This is a genomic window from Achromobacter spanius, from assembly GCF_002812705.1.
In the GTDB taxonomy this organism is placed as follows: Bacteria; Pseudomonadota; Gammaproteobacteria; order Burkholderiales; family Burkholderiaceae_B; genus Achromobacter; species Achromobacter spanius.
Window position 1 is genome coordinate 6,361,317 of record NZ_CP025030.1, and the last position, 16,884, is coordinate 6,378,200.

The 16,884-nt window shown below is 63.2% G+C and carries 17 protein-coding genes; 9 read left to right on the plus strand and 8 right to left on the minus strand.

All coding sequences use genetic code 11. The features are described from left to right. Positions 1-245: 245 nt before the first annotated feature. From CVS48_RS28845 to CVS48_RS28855, 3 genes are all read right to left on the minus strand, one after another. Positions 246-1,163, minus strand: coding sequence for a DUF808 domain-containing protein (locus CVS48_RS28845; protein ID WP_100857410.1), 918 nt, complete (start codon positions 1,161-1,163; stop codon positions 246-248). A 192-nt stretch (positions 1,164-1,355) separates the two neighbouring features. Continuing rightward, positions 1,356-1,613, minus strand: coding sequence for a hypothetical protein (locus CVS48_RS28850; RefSeq protein WP_100857411.1), 258 nt, complete (start codon positions 1,611-1,613; stop codon positions 1,356-1,358). A 54-nt stretch (positions 1,614-1,667) separates the two neighbouring features. Continuing rightward, complete coding sequence (locus tag CVS48_RS28855) at positions 1,668-1,871, minus strand: cold-shock protein (protein ID WP_050448526.1); 204 nt, start codon at positions 1,869-1,871, stop codon at positions 1,668-1,670. A 467-nt stretch (positions 1,872-2,338) separates the two neighbouring features. On the opposite strand from CVS48_RS28855, the gene CVS48_RS28860 reads away from it, so the two are divergent. Next, positions 2,339-2,776, plus strand: a complete 438-nt coding sequence (locus CVS48_RS28860) for a hypothetical protein (protein WP_100857412.1) — start codon at positions 2,339-2,341, stop codon at positions 2,774-2,776. Between the two features lie 19 nt (positions 2,777-2,795). Here the strand turns inward: CVS48_RS28860 and CVS48_RS28865 are convergent, their stop codons facing one another. After that, positions 2,796-3,137, minus strand: coding sequence for a hypothetical protein (locus tag CVS48_RS28865; RefSeq protein ID WP_100857413.1), 342 nt, complete (start codon positions 3,135-3,137; stop codon positions 2,796-2,798). A gap of 168 nt (positions 3,138-3,305) precedes the next feature. Here CVS48_RS28865 and CVS48_RS28870 point away from each other — a divergent pair, with 168 nt between their 5' ends. Further along, the gene (locus tag CVS48_RS28870; protein WP_100857904.1) at positions 3,306-3,488 is read left to right on the plus strand and encodes a type II toxin-antitoxin system HicA family toxin; all 183 of its coding nucleotides are present in this window, start codon (positions 3,306-3,308) and stop codon (positions 3,486-3,488) included. Between the two features lie 49 nt (positions 3,489-3,537). Continuing rightward, on the plus strand, positions 3,538-3,930 hold the full coding sequence (locus tag CVS48_RS28875; RefSeq protein WP_100857414.1) for a type II toxin-antitoxin system HicB family antitoxin: 393 nt from the start codon (positions 3,538-3,540) through the stop codon (positions 3,928-3,930). A 41-nt stretch (positions 3,931-3,971) separates the two neighbouring features. On the opposite strand, the gene CVS48_RS28880 is transcribed toward CVS48_RS28875, so the two are convergent. Beyond that, positions 3,972-4,712, minus strand: a complete 741-nt coding sequence (locus CVS48_RS28880) for an SDR family oxidoreductase (RefSeq protein ID WP_100857415.1) — start codon at positions 4,710-4,712, stop codon at positions 3,972-3,974. 37 nt (positions 4,713-4,749) lie between these two features. Continuing rightward, the gene (locus CVS48_RS28885) at positions 4,750-6,090 is read right to left on the minus strand and encodes a CitMHS family transporter (protein ID WP_100857416.1); all 1,341 of its coding nucleotides are present in this window, start codon (positions 6,088-6,090) and stop codon (positions 4,750-4,752) included. A 190-nt stretch (positions 6,091-6,280) separates the two neighbouring features. Here CVS48_RS28885 and CVS48_RS28890 point away from each other — a divergent pair, with 190 nt between their 5' ends. The 5 genes from CVS48_RS28890 (at position 6,281) to CVS48_RS28910 (ending at position 11,236) form a co-directional block, all read left to right on the plus strand. Then, the gene (locus CVS48_RS28890; RefSeq protein WP_100857417.1) at positions 6,281-6,985 is read left to right on the plus strand and encodes a response regulator transcription factor; all 705 of its coding nucleotides are present in this window, start codon (positions 6,281-6,283) and stop codon (positions 6,983-6,985) included. A gap of 3 nt (positions 6,986-6,988) precedes the next feature. Then, positions 6,989-8,431 (plus strand): sensor histidine kinase, encoded by a 1,443-nt coding sequence (locus CVS48_RS28895; RefSeq protein ID WP_100857418.1) that lies wholly within the window; start codon positions 6,989-6,991, stop codon positions 8,429-8,431. Beyond that, positions 8,424-9,575, plus strand: coding sequence for an ABC transporter substrate-binding protein (locus CVS48_RS28900; protein WP_100857419.1), 1,152 nt, complete (start codon positions 8,424-8,426; stop codon positions 9,573-9,575). Before CVS48_RS28895 ends, CVS48_RS28900 begins: the two co-directional genes overlap by 8 nt. Before the next feature lie 100 nt (positions 9,576-9,675). Then, positions 9,676-10,761: a LuxR C-terminal-related transcriptional regulator gene (locus CVS48_RS28905; protein WP_100857420.1), complete on the plus strand. Its 1,086-nt coding sequence runs from the start codon at positions 9,676-9,678 to the stop codon at positions 10,759-10,761. Positions 10,762-10,909: 148 nt separating this feature from the next. After that, on the plus strand, positions 10,910-11,236 hold the full coding sequence (locus tag CVS48_RS28910) for a hypothetical protein (RefSeq protein WP_100857421.1): 327 nt from the start codon (positions 10,910-10,912) through the stop codon (positions 11,234-11,236). 114 nt (positions 11,237-11,350) lie between these two features. Here CVS48_RS28910 and CVS48_RS28915 read toward each other — a convergent pair whose 3' ends face one another. Both CVS48_RS28915 and CVS48_RS28920 read right to left on the minus strand, forming a co-directional pair. Beyond that, positions 11,351-12,370 carry a Bug family tripartite tricarboxylate transporter substrate binding protein gene (locus tag CVS48_RS28915; RefSeq protein ID WP_100857422.1) on the minus strand — a complete coding sequence of 340 codons (1,020 nt, stop codon included), beginning with the start codon at positions 12,368-12,370 and terminating at the stop codon, positions 11,351-11,353. Between the two features lie 58 nt (positions 12,371-12,428). Continuing rightward, positions 12,429-14,027: a sulfatase family protein gene (locus CVS48_RS28920; RefSeq protein WP_167401072.1), complete on the minus strand. Its 1,599-nt coding sequence runs from the start codon at positions 14,025-14,027 to the stop codon at positions 12,429-12,431. A 331-nt stretch (positions 14,028-14,358) separates the two neighbouring features. Here CVS48_RS28920 and CVS48_RS28925 point away from each other — a divergent pair, with 331 nt between their 5' ends. Beyond that, positions 14,359-16,818, plus strand: coding sequence for a penicillin acylase family protein (locus CVS48_RS28925; protein ID WP_100857423.1), 2,460 nt, complete (start codon positions 14,359-14,361; stop codon positions 16,816-16,818). Positions 16,819-16,884 lie beyond the last annotated feature (66 nt).

Below are 16,884 nucleotides of genomic sequence, written 5' to 3' on the forward strand. Positions count from 1 at the left end.
CGGACGCATGGTGGGCTGCCGATGATCGATAATGATCACATAAATTGGCGCCAATTTTAGGCGCATGCGTTTGCGGGCAACAAGGCAGGGGATTCCCTAGGCTGGCGCGCGATGCACAGCCGAGTGGGCAGAAAGAAAGCGCCCGGAGAGCCGAGAGGGCACTCCGGGACGGGTGTTCAGGCCTGGTCGTCGGGCCTGGTTGTCGGGCCTGGTTGTCTGCCTTAACCCAGAACCTGATCCGGCATTCAGCCTTTCTTGAACAGCCGCTTGACGAGGCTGACCACGCCCAGCACCACCGCGCCGGCCACGATGCCGAACAGGGCGTTGAGAACGGTGGCCGTCAGCGCCTGCACCACGCCCCCGCCGCCTACCGCGGCCGCGGCGTGTTCTACGGCCGCGTGTACCGGCGCAATGCCGTGCGTGAGGATGGCGCCGCCCACCATGAACATCGCGGCGGTGCCAACCACCGACAAGGTCTTCATCAGATAGGGCGCGGCGCCCACGATGCCCCGGCCCAGCCACGCCACCACCTGCGTGCGCTTCTGGCTCAGGTGCAAGCCCAGATCGTCCAGCTTGACGATACCGGCCACCAGTCCGTACACACCAACCGTCATCGCGATGGCGATGATGGACAGCACCGCCACCTGGCGCGTGAAATCCGCGCCCGCCACCGCCCCGAGGCTGATGACGATGATTTCGGCGGACAGGATGAAGTCGGTCCGAATGGCGCCCTTGATCTTGTTGCGTTCAAACGCAACCATGTCCACCGCTGTGTCCTGAAGGGCTTGCGCGCGCGCCGCATGGTTGCCCTCGTCAGACTCGCCATGCGGCAGGAATTTGTGCGCCAGTTTCTCTACGCCTTCGTAGCAAAGGAACGCGCCGCCCAGCATCAGCAGCGGCGTCACCGCCCAGGGCGCGAACGCGCTGATCAGGAGCGCCGACGGCACCAGGATCAGCTTGTTGATGAACGACCCCTTGGCCACCGCCCACACCACGGGCAGTTCCCGGTTGACCGGCACCCCGCTCACCTGCTGCGCGTTCAGCGCCAGGTCATCGCCCAGTACGCCGGCCGTCTTCTTGGCCGCGACTTTGGTCATGACGGAAACGTCGTCCAGAATGGTCGCGATGTCATCGAACAATGCAAAGAAACTGCTGCCGGCCATCAAGCATCTCCCGAGCCCATGAAGGTGCTCAGAGTTTACAGGCGGCGGCGCGTTTTCTTGTCATCCAGTGACCGTTGCGCTATCCCGCGCAGTCCGCCACAGCGGCATGCACGTGCACGGCAAGCGCCAACAAAAAGGCCGCCCGAATGGGCGGCCCTGACTGGCCGGTACGCAGCGCGATGCCGCGGCATATCAAGCCGGCCTGGCATGTGAATCAACCACAAGCCGGCCATGATTGATCGCGGCATCCACTGCCATGCCCGGGCTGGAAACAAATCCGCCTGATTCGAACAGCGGCACGGCATGATGCTCGTTAAGTTTGTCTTGGTCGGCCGCCAACTCAACCGCTACCGTTGCGGTAAACGCGGGCCGGCCGCTGCCCCCGACTGCTATCCGGGAAACATTGGCGGTGAGCCGATAGCCCTTGTAGACCATATTGTTGTGAAACATAAAAGCCCCTTCTGTATTTAAAGGCCAAACGTTAAAGGCCCAACGGGCCTTTATTCACAGAGCGCGAATTTGCGTGGCGTGAGGCCCTTTTGCGCCTTGAGCGGTGACGTAGCTGACGCGTTGGTTTTCCATCAGCACTTTGTGCCCTTCGCTAACGATTTCCGAGAAATGCGCGAATAAATCCTTGCCGCCGTCCTCGGGCATGATGAAGCCGAATCCTTTCGCATCGTTAAACCACTTTACGATTCCGGTTTCCATAATCTCATTCCTTTTTAAATGCAGGCGTTGCCCGCGAAGATGAGCCTATCAAGGAAAGGACAGCGAACAATTAAGCGCCCCAAGGGGAGCAAGACCGGACGGAAATCACGATGCTCGAAAAGCTTCTTATCCACTATGGGTGCAGGGGTGGGCAATGTCAATCGGCGTTTCCAATTACCACGCAAGCATCAGTTACGCGGAAAAAATAAACGCTTATTAATGAAATCATTGCGTAATAAGGGTCTGGGAAGATCCCTTGGCGTTGCCCTATTGAGTAACCAAGCCTGGATAAGCGTATACCCGAACCATAAAGCGCGTATGCTGGCGCAATGGTGCTTGAACGCGCGTCACCTCGCCGTATCGCCATACAGGAGTATGGCCATGCACCACCCCCGCAAGCGCTACGCGCGCACCCGTCCCAGCACGCATCTAACTGTGCTCGCGCATGCGCGTTTCACGGTTCCAGCGTGAGCGCGATCAGAAGGTCAATCGCCAAATTCGCCAACGCCTGCGTCAAGCTGCTGCCTTCAGCGCCGCGCCCTGCCCCGGGTGGCGAGCCCAGGCGGGAGCCGCAGCGCGACCACGCCGCCATTGCTTCGCCATGGCGCATTTACCGTATCTATGCGCGGCCCGGGCATTTGCTGATGCGCAATGAGCAAGGTCGCATCCTGGACCTGGGCGTCATGAAGGGCGAAGAACCCAACCTGACGTACCGCCTCTTTGCCCGCGATCTGCAAGGCAAGGGCTTTGCTACCCGTACGCTGCTGCTGGAAGACATCGCTCGCCGCATCGAAGCGGGCGAAGTCAGCAAGGAACTGCTGAACCTGCCCGAATGGGATCAGCCCCTGGGCGCGGATCTGGATCGCGGCACGCATACGGATGTGTCGATGAAGCTGGGCCGCTAGGCGCCCCCGGCAAGCAGCACTACTTTTGCGTCTGCTCTGCCACGCACATATTCACGACACCATTGACCAGTGCCTCGATCCGATCGCGCTCCGCGCTTTTTTCGTTCGTGACCAGCATGCGGTCATAGGCGGTGTAGTCCTTCAGAAGCACGGACTTCTGCAATCCGTCCAGCACGCAATTGCAATAGGCCTCTGCACGCGTGTCGACATCGGGCAGCGCGCCCGCGCTTTTCTTGAAGCCTTCCACGCAGGCGCTATAGGTCACGCGGCGAACACTCTCGGGGTATTCATTTTTCTTGCCGCATCCCGCCAGCGCCAACACAGCCGCCGCGCCTGCCACCGCCAACCACTTAGCTTGCATCGAACCGCTCCCTGTTGAAATTCAAAACGGTGCATTTTTGCATAGGGACCTTGCTCGCGAATCAATCCTGGCCAGGATCGCCCCACGTGAGCGCCGGTTCGCGTAACTGGGTCCGATAAACGACCCATTTGGCCCCTTCCCAATTGTTTGGTGTGTATGGTACACATCATGAACAGCCGCGAGATCATCAGACAGCTTCGCCAAGCGGGCTGGGTATTCCGACATGCGAAAGGCTCGCATCACATTTTCGTCCACCCGCAAAAAGCTGGGCATATCAGCGTGCCTCACCCCAAGAAAGACTTGGGGATCGGACTGGTTACGAAACTGCTGACGCAAGCCGGCCTGAAGTAGCCCGGTATCGCTGGACCATCGGTCCGCACATGGCTTGCCAAGGAAACTCATGAAATATCCAATCGCCATTGAACCCGGCAGCGAGACGCAAGCGTGGGGCGTCGTCGTGCCGGATCTGCCGGGCTGCTTTTCCGCCGCCGACTCAGGCATAGACGAAGCTATCGAGAACGCAAAAGAAGCGATCGAGCTGTGGATTGAAACCGCGTTGGATAGCGGCACACCCGTACCCGTTGCCACCAGCATTGCGGGTCACCAAGCGAATCCGGAATTCGCGGGCTGGGTTTGGGCCATTGTTGAAATCGATCCGGCCGTCATGGACGACACCATCGAACGCATCAACATCACGCTGCCCCGCCGAATCCTTGCAAGGATCGACGCCAAAGCGCGTGCGGCGGGAGAAAGCCGATCTGGCTACATCGCTCATCTGGCATTGACGCACTAGATTCAGCGACTAGCAGAGAGGCCCACACCCGCCCCCCGCCTTCAGCTCATATACACGCCGCCGTTGATCGCGTAGTTGGCGCCCGTGACGAAGGCGGCTTCGTCGGAGGCCAGCCAGGCGCACAGCCCGGCCAGGTCATGGGCGGTGCCCAGGCGTCCGACCGGCACGCTTTCGATGATGCGGTCCAGCAGCGCCGGCGGAAACGCCTTCACGGTGTCGTCGGCGATGAAGCCCGGCGACACCAGGTTCACCGTGACGCCGCGCGCCGCCACTTCTTGCGCCAGTGACCGCGTGAAGCCAATCACCGCGCCCTTGGCCGTGGCGTAATTGATCTGCCCGATCTGCCCTTTTTCCGCCGCCACCGAACCAATGTTGATGATGCGCCCCCAGCCCCGGTCGGCCATGCTGTCGACCACCTGCTTGGTGCTGTTGAACAGCGTGTCCAGGTTGCTGCGCAGCACCGCGGCCCAATCGGCATAGCCCATTTGACGAAACCGCATGTCCAGCATGGACCCGGCGTTGTTGACCAGCACGTCGATCTCGCCGACTTCGCGGCGTACTTTCGCGAACGCCGCCTCGGTTGATGCCCACTCGGTGGCGTCGCCCTCGGACGCGACGAAGTCATAGCCCAGGGACTTCTGTTCCTTCAACCAACCATCCCGGCGCGACGAACGCGGGCCGCAGCCTGCCACCACACGATGCCCCGTCTGATGCAGCGCCTGGCAGATCGCGGTGCCCGTGTGGCCCATTCCGCTGGTGACATAAGCGATACGCAAAGCCATGACCATTCCTTAATCAATGTGCGGCAAACGCCGCGAATCAAGCAACCGCGCCCACAAGCGGGAACAGGCCAAACGCCAGGGCGGCTGCCAGCATCACCACGCAGATCAGCGTGGCCCACTTCAACGAATAACGTTGGTGGTCGCCGAATTCCACCCCGGCCAGGCCCACCAGCAGGTAGGTAGACGGCACCAACGGGCTCAGCAAATGCACCGGCTGGCCGATGAGCGACGCGCGCGCCATTTCAACGGCCGAAATGCCATAGCCCTGCGCCGCTTCGCTCAGGATGGGCAGCACCCCGAAATAGAAGGCGTCGTTCGACATGAAGAACGTGAACGGCAGGCTGACCAGGGCGGTGATGCCCGCCAGATACGGGCCCATCGCATCCGGAATCACGGCAAGCAGGCTGCGCGACATGGCTTCCACCATGCCCGTGCCGGACAAAATGCCCGTGAAGATGCCCGCCGCGAAAATCAGCGATACCACCGACAGCACATTGCCCGCGTGCTGCGCAACGCGGCGTCGTTGTTCGGCCAGGTTCGGATAGTTGATGATCAGCGCAACCGCGAACGCAATCATGAACAGCACCGGCAGCGGCAGGACGCCCATCACCAGGCTGACCATCAGCGCCAGCGTCAGGCCGGCGTTCACCCACAGCAGCTTGGGGCGGCGCAGGTCATGGTCGACTTCGATTTCAGGCAGGTTCTTGGGGCCGTCCTCGTCGTAGCCGGCGTGCAGCGACGCGCCATCCGGCAGCGACAGCACGCCAAGGCGGCGGCGCTCTTTCAGGCCCAGCATGAACGCCAGGATCAGCAGCGCCACAATAGCCACCCCCATCACCGGCACCAGCGGAATGAAGATGTCGCCCGCGTCCACATGCAGGGCGCTGGCGGCGCGCGCCGTCGGCCCGCCCCACGGCGTCAGGTTCATGATGCCGCTGGCCAGCATCGCCAGGCAGGTCATGGACAGCGCATTCATCTTCAGGCGGCGGTACAGCGGCAGCATCGAGGCCACCACGATCATGTAGGTGGTCGAGCCGTCGCCATCCAAGGAGATCACCAGCGCCAGCACCGTCGTGCCCACCACGATTTTCAGCGGGTCGCCCTTCACCGCGCGCAGGATTCGGCCGACGATGGGATCGAACAGTCCGGCGTCGATCATCACCCCGAAATACAGGATGGCGAACATCAGCATCACACCGGTGGGCGCAATCTTGCGGATGCCGTCCAGCATCATCTTGTCGATGCCGGCGCCAAAGCCGCCCAGCAGCGCAAAAATAATGGGGACAAGAATCAGGGCGACCAAGGGCGACAGGCGCTTGGTCATGATCAACGTCATGAACGTGATCACCATGCCAAAGCCAAGCAGGGTCAAAAGCATGAGGGGTATCTCCGACTAGTCGTTGTTATGTGTGACGCCGCCTCCAGCAAGGGAGGCAGGTGCAGAAGACTAGGAAGAAAAGCTGTCTGGAACCTGTCGTTTTTTCAAACCGCGAGCGGCCCTTTGCGCCTTTCCACAGGCGGCCGCCCCGGGGAAAAATGGCCGGATTGGACGCAGCTACAATCAGCCGATGCGCATCCTGGTGATCGAAGACGACGAGGATCTGGCCGACGCCCTCGTCCGCCGGCTGCGCCGTCTCGGCCATGCCGTGGACCTTCAAAACGACGGCCTCAGCGCCGACGGCGTGCTGCAATACGAAACCTTCGACCTGGTCATCCTGGATATCGGCCTGCCCCGCATGTCGGGCTTTGACATCCTGCACCGCCTGCGCGACCGGGGCAGCAAGACACCGGTGCTGGCGCTGACGGCCCGCATCGACATCGAAGACCGCGTCCACGCCCTGGATACTGGCGCCGACGACTATCTGGCCAAGCCCTTTGATTTCCGCGAACTGGAAGCCCGCTGCCGCGCCTTGCTGCGCCGGCCCAGCGCCCAAGCCGCGGGCGTCCTGCGCTTTGGCGACCTGATCATCGACAGCGCCGCGCGCCACGTCTCGCTGGGCGGACAGCGCATCGACCTGCCCAAGCGCGAATACAGCCTGCTTGAGATTCTGCTGGCCGGCATGAATCGCGCCGTCAGCAAAACCGAGATTGCCAACAAGCTCTTTGCCTTCGACGACGACGCCGCGCCCAACGCCATCGAGGTCTACATCGCCCGGCTCCGCCGCAAGCTGGAAGGCTCGCCGCTACGCATCGAAACGCAGCGCGGCACCGGTTACCTGCTGACGTCCACCGCCCCGCCGGACAACCCCGCGCCCGGCACGCCGCAGGACTAGCCCGTGAAGCCAGGCCGCATTTCCATCCGACGCCGCCTGTTGGCGATGCTGCTGACGCTGTTCGCCGTGGGCCTGGCCGCGCTCTACCTGCTGGTGCGCGGCTATGCCCAGCAAACCGCGGACACCACCTACGACCAATTGCTGCGCGCGTCGGTCCTGTCCATGGCCGACAGCCTGCAACTGGTGCAAGGCGAATGGCAGATGGACATGCCCTACGCCGCGCTGGCCTTGCTGGAACAGGCGCCGCGCGACCGGGTGTTCTATCGCGTTGCGACCACGGCGGGATCGCTGATTTCCGGATACGCCGACCTGCCCTCGGCACCGGACCGCCAAAACGCCGACGATACGCCTCAGCTGTACACCACCCGGTATCAGGGCGAGCCTGTGCGCGTTGCCTGGATGGAACGCAAGATTGCCGGGCCGCGTAGCGCCGAGGCCGCCGTGATCCATGTTGCGCAGACCCGCGAAGCCCGCAACGCGCTGGCCGACAGCATCCTGTGGCAAGGCACCTTGGCGCTGATCGGTTTCACCAGCGCGGCACTGGCGCTGGCCTACTGGGGCTTGCAACGTTCCCTGTCGCCCATCCAGCGCATCGAACACGAATTGGCCACGCGCAGCGCGTCCGACCTGCATCCCATCGCCGCGCCCGTGCCCCAGGAACTCGATACCCTGGTGCATTCGCTGGACGGCTTCATGGCCCGGCTATCCGACAATCTCGACACCTTGCGCCTGTTCATCGCCGAAGCCGCCCACCAGTTGCGCACGCCGCTGGCCGCGCTGCATGCGCAGATGGAAGTGGCGCTGGATGAAGACGACCCCGCCGAACAGCGCCGCAGCCTGCTGGCCGTATTGCGCAATGCCGAAAAACTGTCGCGGCTGGTCAACCAGCTGCTTAGCGACGCCAGCGTCATCCACCGCAGCAACGTCAAGCAGTTTCAAGCGGTTGACCTGGCCGAACTGCTGCGCCAGGCCGCCTATGACACCGTGCCGCAAGCCGCCCCCCAGCCCGACGTGCGCCTGCACCTGCCCGCTGCCGCGTCCGGCCAGGAACCTGACCGCCAAACACCAACCATCCTGGGCGACAGCCTGATGCTGCGCGAGGCCTTCAAGAACCTGATCGACAACGCCTTGCGCCACGGCGCCCAAATTTCCAACCCCATCTCCGGCCCCAACGACGGGCACATCGACATCATCCTCGACGCCCACGATAACGGCTGGCGCATCACCGTCTCCGACCCCGGGCCGGGCATCCCGCCCGCGCTGGCCAATGCCGCGTTCGAACGCTTCACGCGCGGCCCAAACCCGCGCACCTCAGGCGCGGGGCTGGGTCTGTCCATCGTCAAGCGCGTTGTCGAAATCCATCAAGGCAAACTCAGCTTGAGTAACCGCGTGGGCGGCGGGCTGGATGCGGTCATCAACTTTCCGGCGAGCCGTCGTGATGCATAGCGCGCTGGCATGGGTGGGCAGGCTGCTTGGCGCCACCGCCTTTCTGTCGGTCGCGACCGTGGTGGCCATGGCGACCGTGAGCAACGCGACAGCCGCCGAAGTCAGCCGCGACGGCCTGACGCTTGGGCCCGTGGACAGCAAGAACGTGCTGGTGCTGCATGCGTCCAACAGCGTGCAGGTGTTCAAGGGTGTGCTGGAAGACTTTGGCCGGCTGAACCCCGGCGTGCGGCTGGAATACACCGAGCTGTCCACGCAGCAGCTCTACCAGGACACGGTCGCGCGCGCACAGGACGACGCCACGGCAAAGCGCGGCCCCGACCTGATCATCAGCAGCGCCATGGATCTGCAGACCAAGCTCGTCAACGACGGCTATGCGCAACGCCACGTATCGCCGGAAACGCGCGCCCTGCCCGCCTGGGCAAATTGGCGCGACGAGGTGTTCAGCATCGGCACCGACCCCATCGTCATGGTCTACAACACGGACAAGCTCGCCGCCGCGCGCGTGCCTCATACGCGCCGCGCGCTGCTTTCCTTGCTGCAAGCACCCGACCGGCCGCTGGCCAACAGCATTTCGACCTACGACGTGCAAGGCAGCGGCATCGGCTATCTGGCCGCCACGCAGGACACGCGGCTGGACAGCATGGCGGGCGCCTTGCTGGCCGCGTTCGGCCGCAATGGCGTCACCACCCACGAGTCCACGGAAGACGCGCTGGACAAGCTGGAGCGCGGCGAGATCACGTTGGCGTACAACCTGCTGGAGTCCTACACCCGGCACCGCATCGACCAGGGCGCTCCGCTGGGCATCATCTACCCGCAGGACTACACCCTGATGCTGTCGCGCTCCGCCATCATTCCAAAGCAGGCGCCGCGCGGCGACCTGGGCGCACTGTTGCTCGACTACCTGCTCTCGCCCCGAGGGCAGGAAATGCTGGCCAGGCAATCCGGCATGCGGCCCGTCAATGCCTCGGTCGTTCCGGCCGCGGGCATCCGCCCCATGGCGCTGGGGGTGGGATTGCTGGTGTATCTGGATACGCTGAAAAAGCGGCATTTCCTGGATTTATGGCGGGCCGCGATCCTGCCGGCGGACGAGGCGCCCCGCCCTGATGGAACCATCCCGGTGCACACGCATCAAGTGGTTCAATAATCCTGCGCCACAGCCTGGATGACGCATGAATGTTGCGCAATGATCGCAAATTCGCGCGCATAATTTCCGCTCGGCCCAACGGCCACGTTGGAGACACACCATGCTCAAGCATCAGATTGTCTTCTCCCGCGCAATGGAGGCCGTGCACCATCTGACCGACTCCAACCCGCCCTGGCAAGACATCCTGCGCACAGCGCGCGATCTGGTTGGCGCCGACAGCGGCACGCTGATCGTTTTCGACGCGCGCAACAAGCTATCAAATCTGTCCGCCATCGGCTTTTCCGACGCCTGCTTCGCCGACTATCAGGGGCACTACTACCGTCACGACGTGCTGGAGCATGACTCGCGCACAGCGCCCGCCGGCACCTGGCTGGACACCGCCCGCATGTACAGCAGCGCCCAACTGCATCGCACGGAGTTCTACGCCGACTTCATGGTCAAGCACCGCATGGCGCAGATCATTTCGCTGATCGTCGAGTCCAACGCCGTGCTGCACGCGTCCATCGGCTTCCAGCGGTCCACCATCGACGCCAAAGCCAGCGCCCGCCTGCAAACAGGCGACTTCGCCCAGTACTTTCGCATGCTGCAAAGCCAGCTTGCACAGCGCCAAAAGGCCTTGGCCATAGGCTGGAAATCGGTGGAAGGCGCCTTTTCGGAAGTCAACGAAGCGGTGCTGCTGATCAACCAGGAGTCCATGGTCAACAAGATGTCGGCACTGGCTCGGCACTATGTGGAAGAGGCTCGTGGCTGGATCGTGCGCGGCGGCAGGCTGCACCACGTCGACGCCAAAAGCCAGCGCCTGTTCGATGTGTACTGCGCCGCCACCTTCAACGACGGCCACACGCGATCACTGGCCACGGCCGCGGGTTGGGGTGAATTTGACTGGATGGACCTCAGTGCCGCACCCGATGCGCTAAGCCTGCTGGGTGGCCGCTTGCTGCTGGTGCGCTTGCGCCGCAAAAGCGCATTCGCCAAGCCCGACGTCGACAAGCTGGAATCCGTGTTCGATATCACCCATGCCGAAGCCGCCGTGCTGGCGGGCCTGGCGGCGGGCCACAGCGTGGAAGAAGTGGCCACGCTGCGCCAGTCGTCCGTGCTGACGGTGCGCAAGCAAGTTGCCTCGTTACTGAGCAAGATGGAATGCAGCCGCCAGGCAGAATTGGTGCGACTGGCGTCCCTGCTATAGCGCAAACACGGTATGCGCCCCGGTAGCCGTCCCGGGCGACCACGCCAGGCGTAATCAATTTTGGGTATGCGATGGGCACCCATGCGGCCCTACGATGAGTCCGAAGCCATGAGGGAGAGGGATTGCTATCGTGATCAAGGAGTCGTTCATGAAGACTGTCCTTTCGTTCCGTATGTTCGTCCCGGTGGTGCTGGCCGCCGCCGGCCTGCTCTCCGGCCCCACTTTTGCGCAACAGGCCGTCGCCCCCACGACCGCCGTGCAAACGCCCGATGTCCCGAAAACCCACGACGACGTCATGCGCGACCTGACCGCCTGGCGGGAGTCTGGCGTCGAGCAAAAATGGGAAGGCGATGAGACGCCCGACATCTACAGTGGGGCATATGTCGCCAGCTATAGAAAGTATGTGGACACGGTGCACCCCACCAATGCCACACCCCCGATGCAGACGCCATCGCAGAATCAAGGCAAATGGTGAGCATGGCGGATGGGCATGGCGGCCAAGGCCGGTAGTGGAGTTTCCGGTCTGCCGCCATCGGACGGTGTGCTGTTGGTGTTTTGCCGCTGCGTTCCCTGAGCGCCCCGCATTCTGCTATTGGCCCTTGATCCCCGCAGATTCGATCACGTCGCCCCAACTACCCGCCTGGGTTTGCACCCACTCTTTCGCGACAGCGTGGCCAGAAAATGGCGCACGCATGCCCAGGCTGGCAATGCTGGCCAGAAACTCCGGCGACGCATAGACCCGCGCCAGGGTTTCATCCCATTTAGCCGCAACATCGGGCGGCACACCTCGCGGCGCCATGACAAGAAAGGCGAAGGCCGCTTCAAAGTCCTTCAAGGATTCCACACCCAACTGCGCCATCGCCGGCACGCCGGGCAAATCAGGGTCGGGTTCGCGTGACGAAACGGCCAATGCACGCATCTTGCCTGCCTTGACGTGCGGCTGCACTGCCGACGCGGCCAGGAATCCGGCCTGGATCTGATCCCCCAACAAGGCATTGACGGCGCCCGCACTGCCCCGGAAAGGCACATGCGCCACCTCGAAGCCGAGGCTCAGCTTGAGCTTTTCAAAGGCCAGATTTCCCGGGCTGCCGTAGCCCGCGGACGAATAAGTGATGACATTCGATTTGGCGAAACGCAAGAACTCTTCCATTGTGGCCACGCCCAGATCGGGGCGAATGGCCAGCGCCAATCCGAAGCTGCCGACAATACTGAGCGGCTCCAGGTTTAGGGTAAAGTCTTCGGCCTGCTCGCTGAAGACGTGCGGGTTGACGGTCATCAGCGTGTCCAGGGTCAACAGAAGTGTGTAGCCGTCCGGGTCGGCATTGGCGACGGCCTTGGCGCCGATGTTGCCGAATGCGCCCGGACGATTTTCCACGATGATCGTCTGGCCCAACAGCTTGCCGGCGTGCATCGAAATGGCGCGGGCGCAGATATCCAACGGACCCGCCGGCGAGGAATTGACAATCAGCCGGATGGACCGCGTGGGGTATGGGATGGGTGCGGCGGCCGATGCCGCGGCGGTGGTAGCGGCGACCGAAGCGCTTGCAATGAACAACGCCGTGCAAATGAACGACGCCGAGCAAAAAAAGAATCGGGACGACTTGAACATGTTGCTCTCCTGTGTAGCGGCGAGTGGCAAGCGGCAAGCCGCCGGCCTGGTGAATGCGTCAGGCAATTGCCGTGGGGTTCGGGCTGGTTTCCGCGTGGCGGATCATCGTTTGCGACAACGCCATCAGCAGTTCACCGCGCCGCGTCTCCGCAGCGGGGTCGTGCCAAAGATTGCGCAGTTCGTGGGGGTCTTCCTGCAAGTCGTACAGTTCGCCCCAATCTGCGTCGGCGTACACGCTCAAGCGGTGGCGCGCCGTTTGCAGCGTTCGCATCCGCGTGCGGCCGGGAAAACCGAACATCGTGCGTTGGCCTTCCTCTTCGATCAGCAGCGCATCGCGCACCGTGTCAGCGATGCCCGACATCAAGGGCAGCAAGGATTGGCCTTGCATGCCGTTGTAGGCGGGCAACCCCGCGCGCGCCAGCACGGTGGCGGCGATATCGGCCGTGGAGCACAGCGCCTGGCTGCGCGCGGCGGCTGGCAGGGCTTGCGGATCACGCCAGATGAACGGCGTGCGGATCAGGCCCTGGTAGTGGATGGGGCCTTTGAACAATAGCTGGTGGTCGCCGAAGAAGTCGCCGTGGTCGCTGGTGAAAATAACCACCGTATTCTTGTCCAGGCCCGTGTCACGCAGCACCTGCATGACACGGCCGATCGTTGCGTCGATATGGCTGATGGAACCGTAGTTAAGCGCAATCGCTTCCCGCGCTTCCCGCTCCGTGCAGGCAAATACGGCCGGCGTGTGCTTGACCGCCATGTTCAGGTCGCGCTGCCGATACAGCCACGCCACGTGCGGGGGCGGGTGATGATGGGCCGCCCGGCTGGCGTGAAACGATTCCGGCAGCGTCACATCGTCCGGCCGATACTGGTCCCAATACTTGCCAGGCGGCGTGTAGGGATGGTGCGGATCGGGAAATGAACATTGGATGAAGAACGGGGCTTGGCCGGTAGCGTGCCGGCGCAGTTGAGCAATGGTTTGGTCACCGATGTAGGCAGTGGTGGAGCATTCTTCGGGAACGCGCGTGCGCCAGGCCTGCCGGTGTTGGGTCAGCACGAAATCCGGCGTACTGAAAGCGTGCTCCGGCCCCCATAGCCGCCGTACTTCCGGGTGTTCGCGGGCAAGCCAGCGTGCGTAATGGCCCCCGACCTGATCGCCGTGATCAAGCGCCAGGCGCACGGTGTCGAAACCGTAGAACGGCGTCTTCATATCATGGCCAGGGTGATCGCGCCACATTGGCCCCCACTCTTGGTCGTAGTCGCCGGGCTCGGGCCGCCACGCTTCGCCCTGTGCAAGCTGGCAGCTTGCCGGCGGCCAGGCGGGGCCCAAGCCCGTCATGTTCTGCAAGTGCGATTTGCCGATCAGCGCGGTGGCATAACCGGCGTCACGCAGCCTCTCGACAAACGTTGTGGCGCGCTGGGATAGCGCAATGCCGTTGTGGCGCACCCCATGCGCCGAGGGCATGCGGCCCGTCATCAACGTGGCGCGATTGGGCATGCAGATCGGGGAGGCGACGTAGAAGCGGTCGGCGGACCAACCCTTTTCGGCCAAGGTATCCAGCGCCGGGGTTTGCAGCAGGGTATTGCCGTAACTACCCACGTGATCCGCGCGCTGTTGGTCCGTGATGAATAGCAGAAAGTTGGATTGCAAATTGGGCTGCATCGGGTCTCCTTGCCGCTGGCTCATGTCGGCCTGGCTGTTTTGATGCGGCCATTATGGGTAGCGGTTTGGACGCCTGCGAGCCTGTTGCCCCGGATGTCGGACTCATTCCCGGGGTCGCTAGCACTGTGCTTTGCCGCCCACACATGTATCCATCAGATTCGTTTCGCCGGCCAGCGCACCCCGCCGTTACAAGCCATCCCAAATCTCAACAAATAAAACAGCTTTGCCGCGCTAACTGGTTTAGATCTAGCTTTGCTTGCGCGGTTGACCCGGCGGCAGGAGGCCCCGGGGCCCACAGGCATAAAAAAGCAAGAACCCTGGAGGAGGAGCCATGCGTTTGTTTAATCGCAGGATCGCCGCATTGCTGGCGAGTGGGCTGATTGCCTTGACGGCGGGGTGTGCGTCGCCCGGCAAGAAAGACACCATCAACATGGCCGGGCTGTCGCAGCCGGTGGAGATTGTGCGGGACCGCCACGGCGTCTCGCATATCTATGCGCAAAACCAGAATGACCTGTTCTTCGCGCAGGGCTTTTCCGCCGCGCGCGACCGCCTGTGGCAGTTGGACCTGTGGCGCCGGCAAGGCGAAGGCAAGATGGCCGAGCAATTCGGCCCGCGCTTCATCGAACAAGACCGCGCCGCGCGCCTGTTCCTGTTCCGGGGCGACATGCAGGCCGAATTCGCCAGCTATCACCCCGAAGGCCAAGCCATCCTGACCTCATTTGCCGCCGGCATCAACGCCTATGTGGATTGGGTAAAGGCCAACCCCGACCAGTTGCCGCCCGAGTTCAAGCTGACCGGCACGCTGCCTGGCTATTGGCGCCCCGAGACCTCGCTGATCCGAATCTACGGGCTGACGCGCAACCTGACCGCCGAAGTGAAGATGGCAGAGCAGGTCGCCAGCCTGGGCTTGAACGCCGTGCAGGGCCTGAGCACGTTCGAGCCACCGCTGGCGTTGCAGGTGCCGGCCGGGCTGGACGTGCGCCAGATCGACAAGTCGGTCCTGGCCAACTACACCCTGGCGCGCAATGGCCAGAAATTCGTCGCGGCGGATTTCCCGCGCAGCCCGCTTGCCGCCGACAAGCGCGAAGCGCTTGCCAGCGCGCTGTCCGAAGGCAGGCTGGCGGCGCTGGACCCAAATTTCGACCCGCTGGCCACCCGCTATGAAAGCAATAACTGGACCATTGGCGGCCAACATACCGACACCGGCAAACCCATACTGGCGGGCGACCCGCACCGGTCGATCGCCATGCCGTCCTTGCGCTACATGGTGCACCTGAACGCGCCGGGCTGGAACGTGATCGGCGCCGGCGAACCGGCGCTGCCGGGCGTATCGATGGGCCACAACGACCGCATCGCCTTCGGCTTGACGATCTTTGCGTTCGGCGACGAAGAAGACCTGTACGTCTACGACACCAACCCCGCGAACCCCAACGAATACCGCTATCAAGGCGGCTGGGAAAAGATGCGGCAGATGGACGAGACCATTCCCGTGCGGGGCGAGGCAGCCGCGGTGCGTCAATTGAAATTCACGCGCCACGGCCCGGTCATCCACGAAGACCCCGTACGGCGCAAGGCGTATGCGTTGCGCGCGGCCTATCTGGAATATCCCGGCACCGCGGCCTACCTGGCCAGCCTGCGCCTGAACCAGGCACAGAACTGGAATGAATTTGTGGCCGGTATGGAAAAGCACTACACGCCCAGCGAGAACATGGTGTATGCGGACGTGGACGGCAACATCGGCTGGTTCGGCGGCAGCATCGCGCCGATACGGCCGCGTAACGATTGGTCGGGCATGTTGCCGGTGCCGGGCAACGGCGATTTCGAATGGCGCGGCGTCTTGCCGGGAAGCGCCCTGCCCCGCGCGTACAACCCGCCCCAAGGCTATGTGGCCACCGCCAACGAATACAACCTGCCGGCCGACTATGCCTACAAGGACATGTCCGCGCGCACCTGGGCGGAACCCTATCGCGTCCAGCGCATTCGCGAGGTGCTGGCCGATGGCAGCCGCCTGTCGGTACAACAGTCTCAAGACCTGCAGTACGACAACCTGTCGATTCCGGCGCGCACGCTGGGCGGCTACGCCAAGGCGCTTAATTCCGCCGACCCGGCGGTGAACGACGCGCTGAACTTGTTGAAGGATTGGGACTACCGGATGGACACCGATTCGCGTGCCGCCACGATCTACGCGTTCTGGCTGCCCGAGGTCGTCAAGCGGGTGTCGGACCTGTACGTGCCCGCGAACGGCCGCGCGGCATTCGGCGACTTGTCCACCCGCAAGACGCTGGAAAAGCTGGCCGTGCCGGACACCGCCTTTGGCACGCCGCCCGATCGGGGCCGCGACGCGCTGTTGCTGCAAGCGTTGAACGACGGCGTGCAGAAGCTGCGCGCCAAGTTGGGGTCGGATTCCACGCAGTGGCAATGGGGCAAGCTGCATCACATCCAGTTTGAGCACAGCCTGGCCAGCCTGCTGCCGCCGGACACCGCCAAGGCCTGGGGCACGCCACGCTATGCGGTGGGCGGCGACAACGACACGGTGCATCGCGCGACGTTCCGCAAAAGCGATTTCAGGCAGATCAGCGGGGCGTCGTATCGCCAGGTGATCGACGTGGCGAACTGGGATAACTCGCGCGTGCAGAACGTGCCGGGCCAATCGGCTGACCCGCGCAGCCCGCACTACCAGGACCTGCTCAAGGGATGGGCCACGGGCGAGTACTTCCCCATGGCGTTCAGCCGCGCCAAGGTGGATAGCGAACGGGCCGATACGCTGACGCTCAAGCCGTCAGGAAACTGACCAGCGGCGCAAGAAAAAATGCCGGGCCGCTTAAAACGGCCCGGCATTTTCATTGACGTGCTTGCG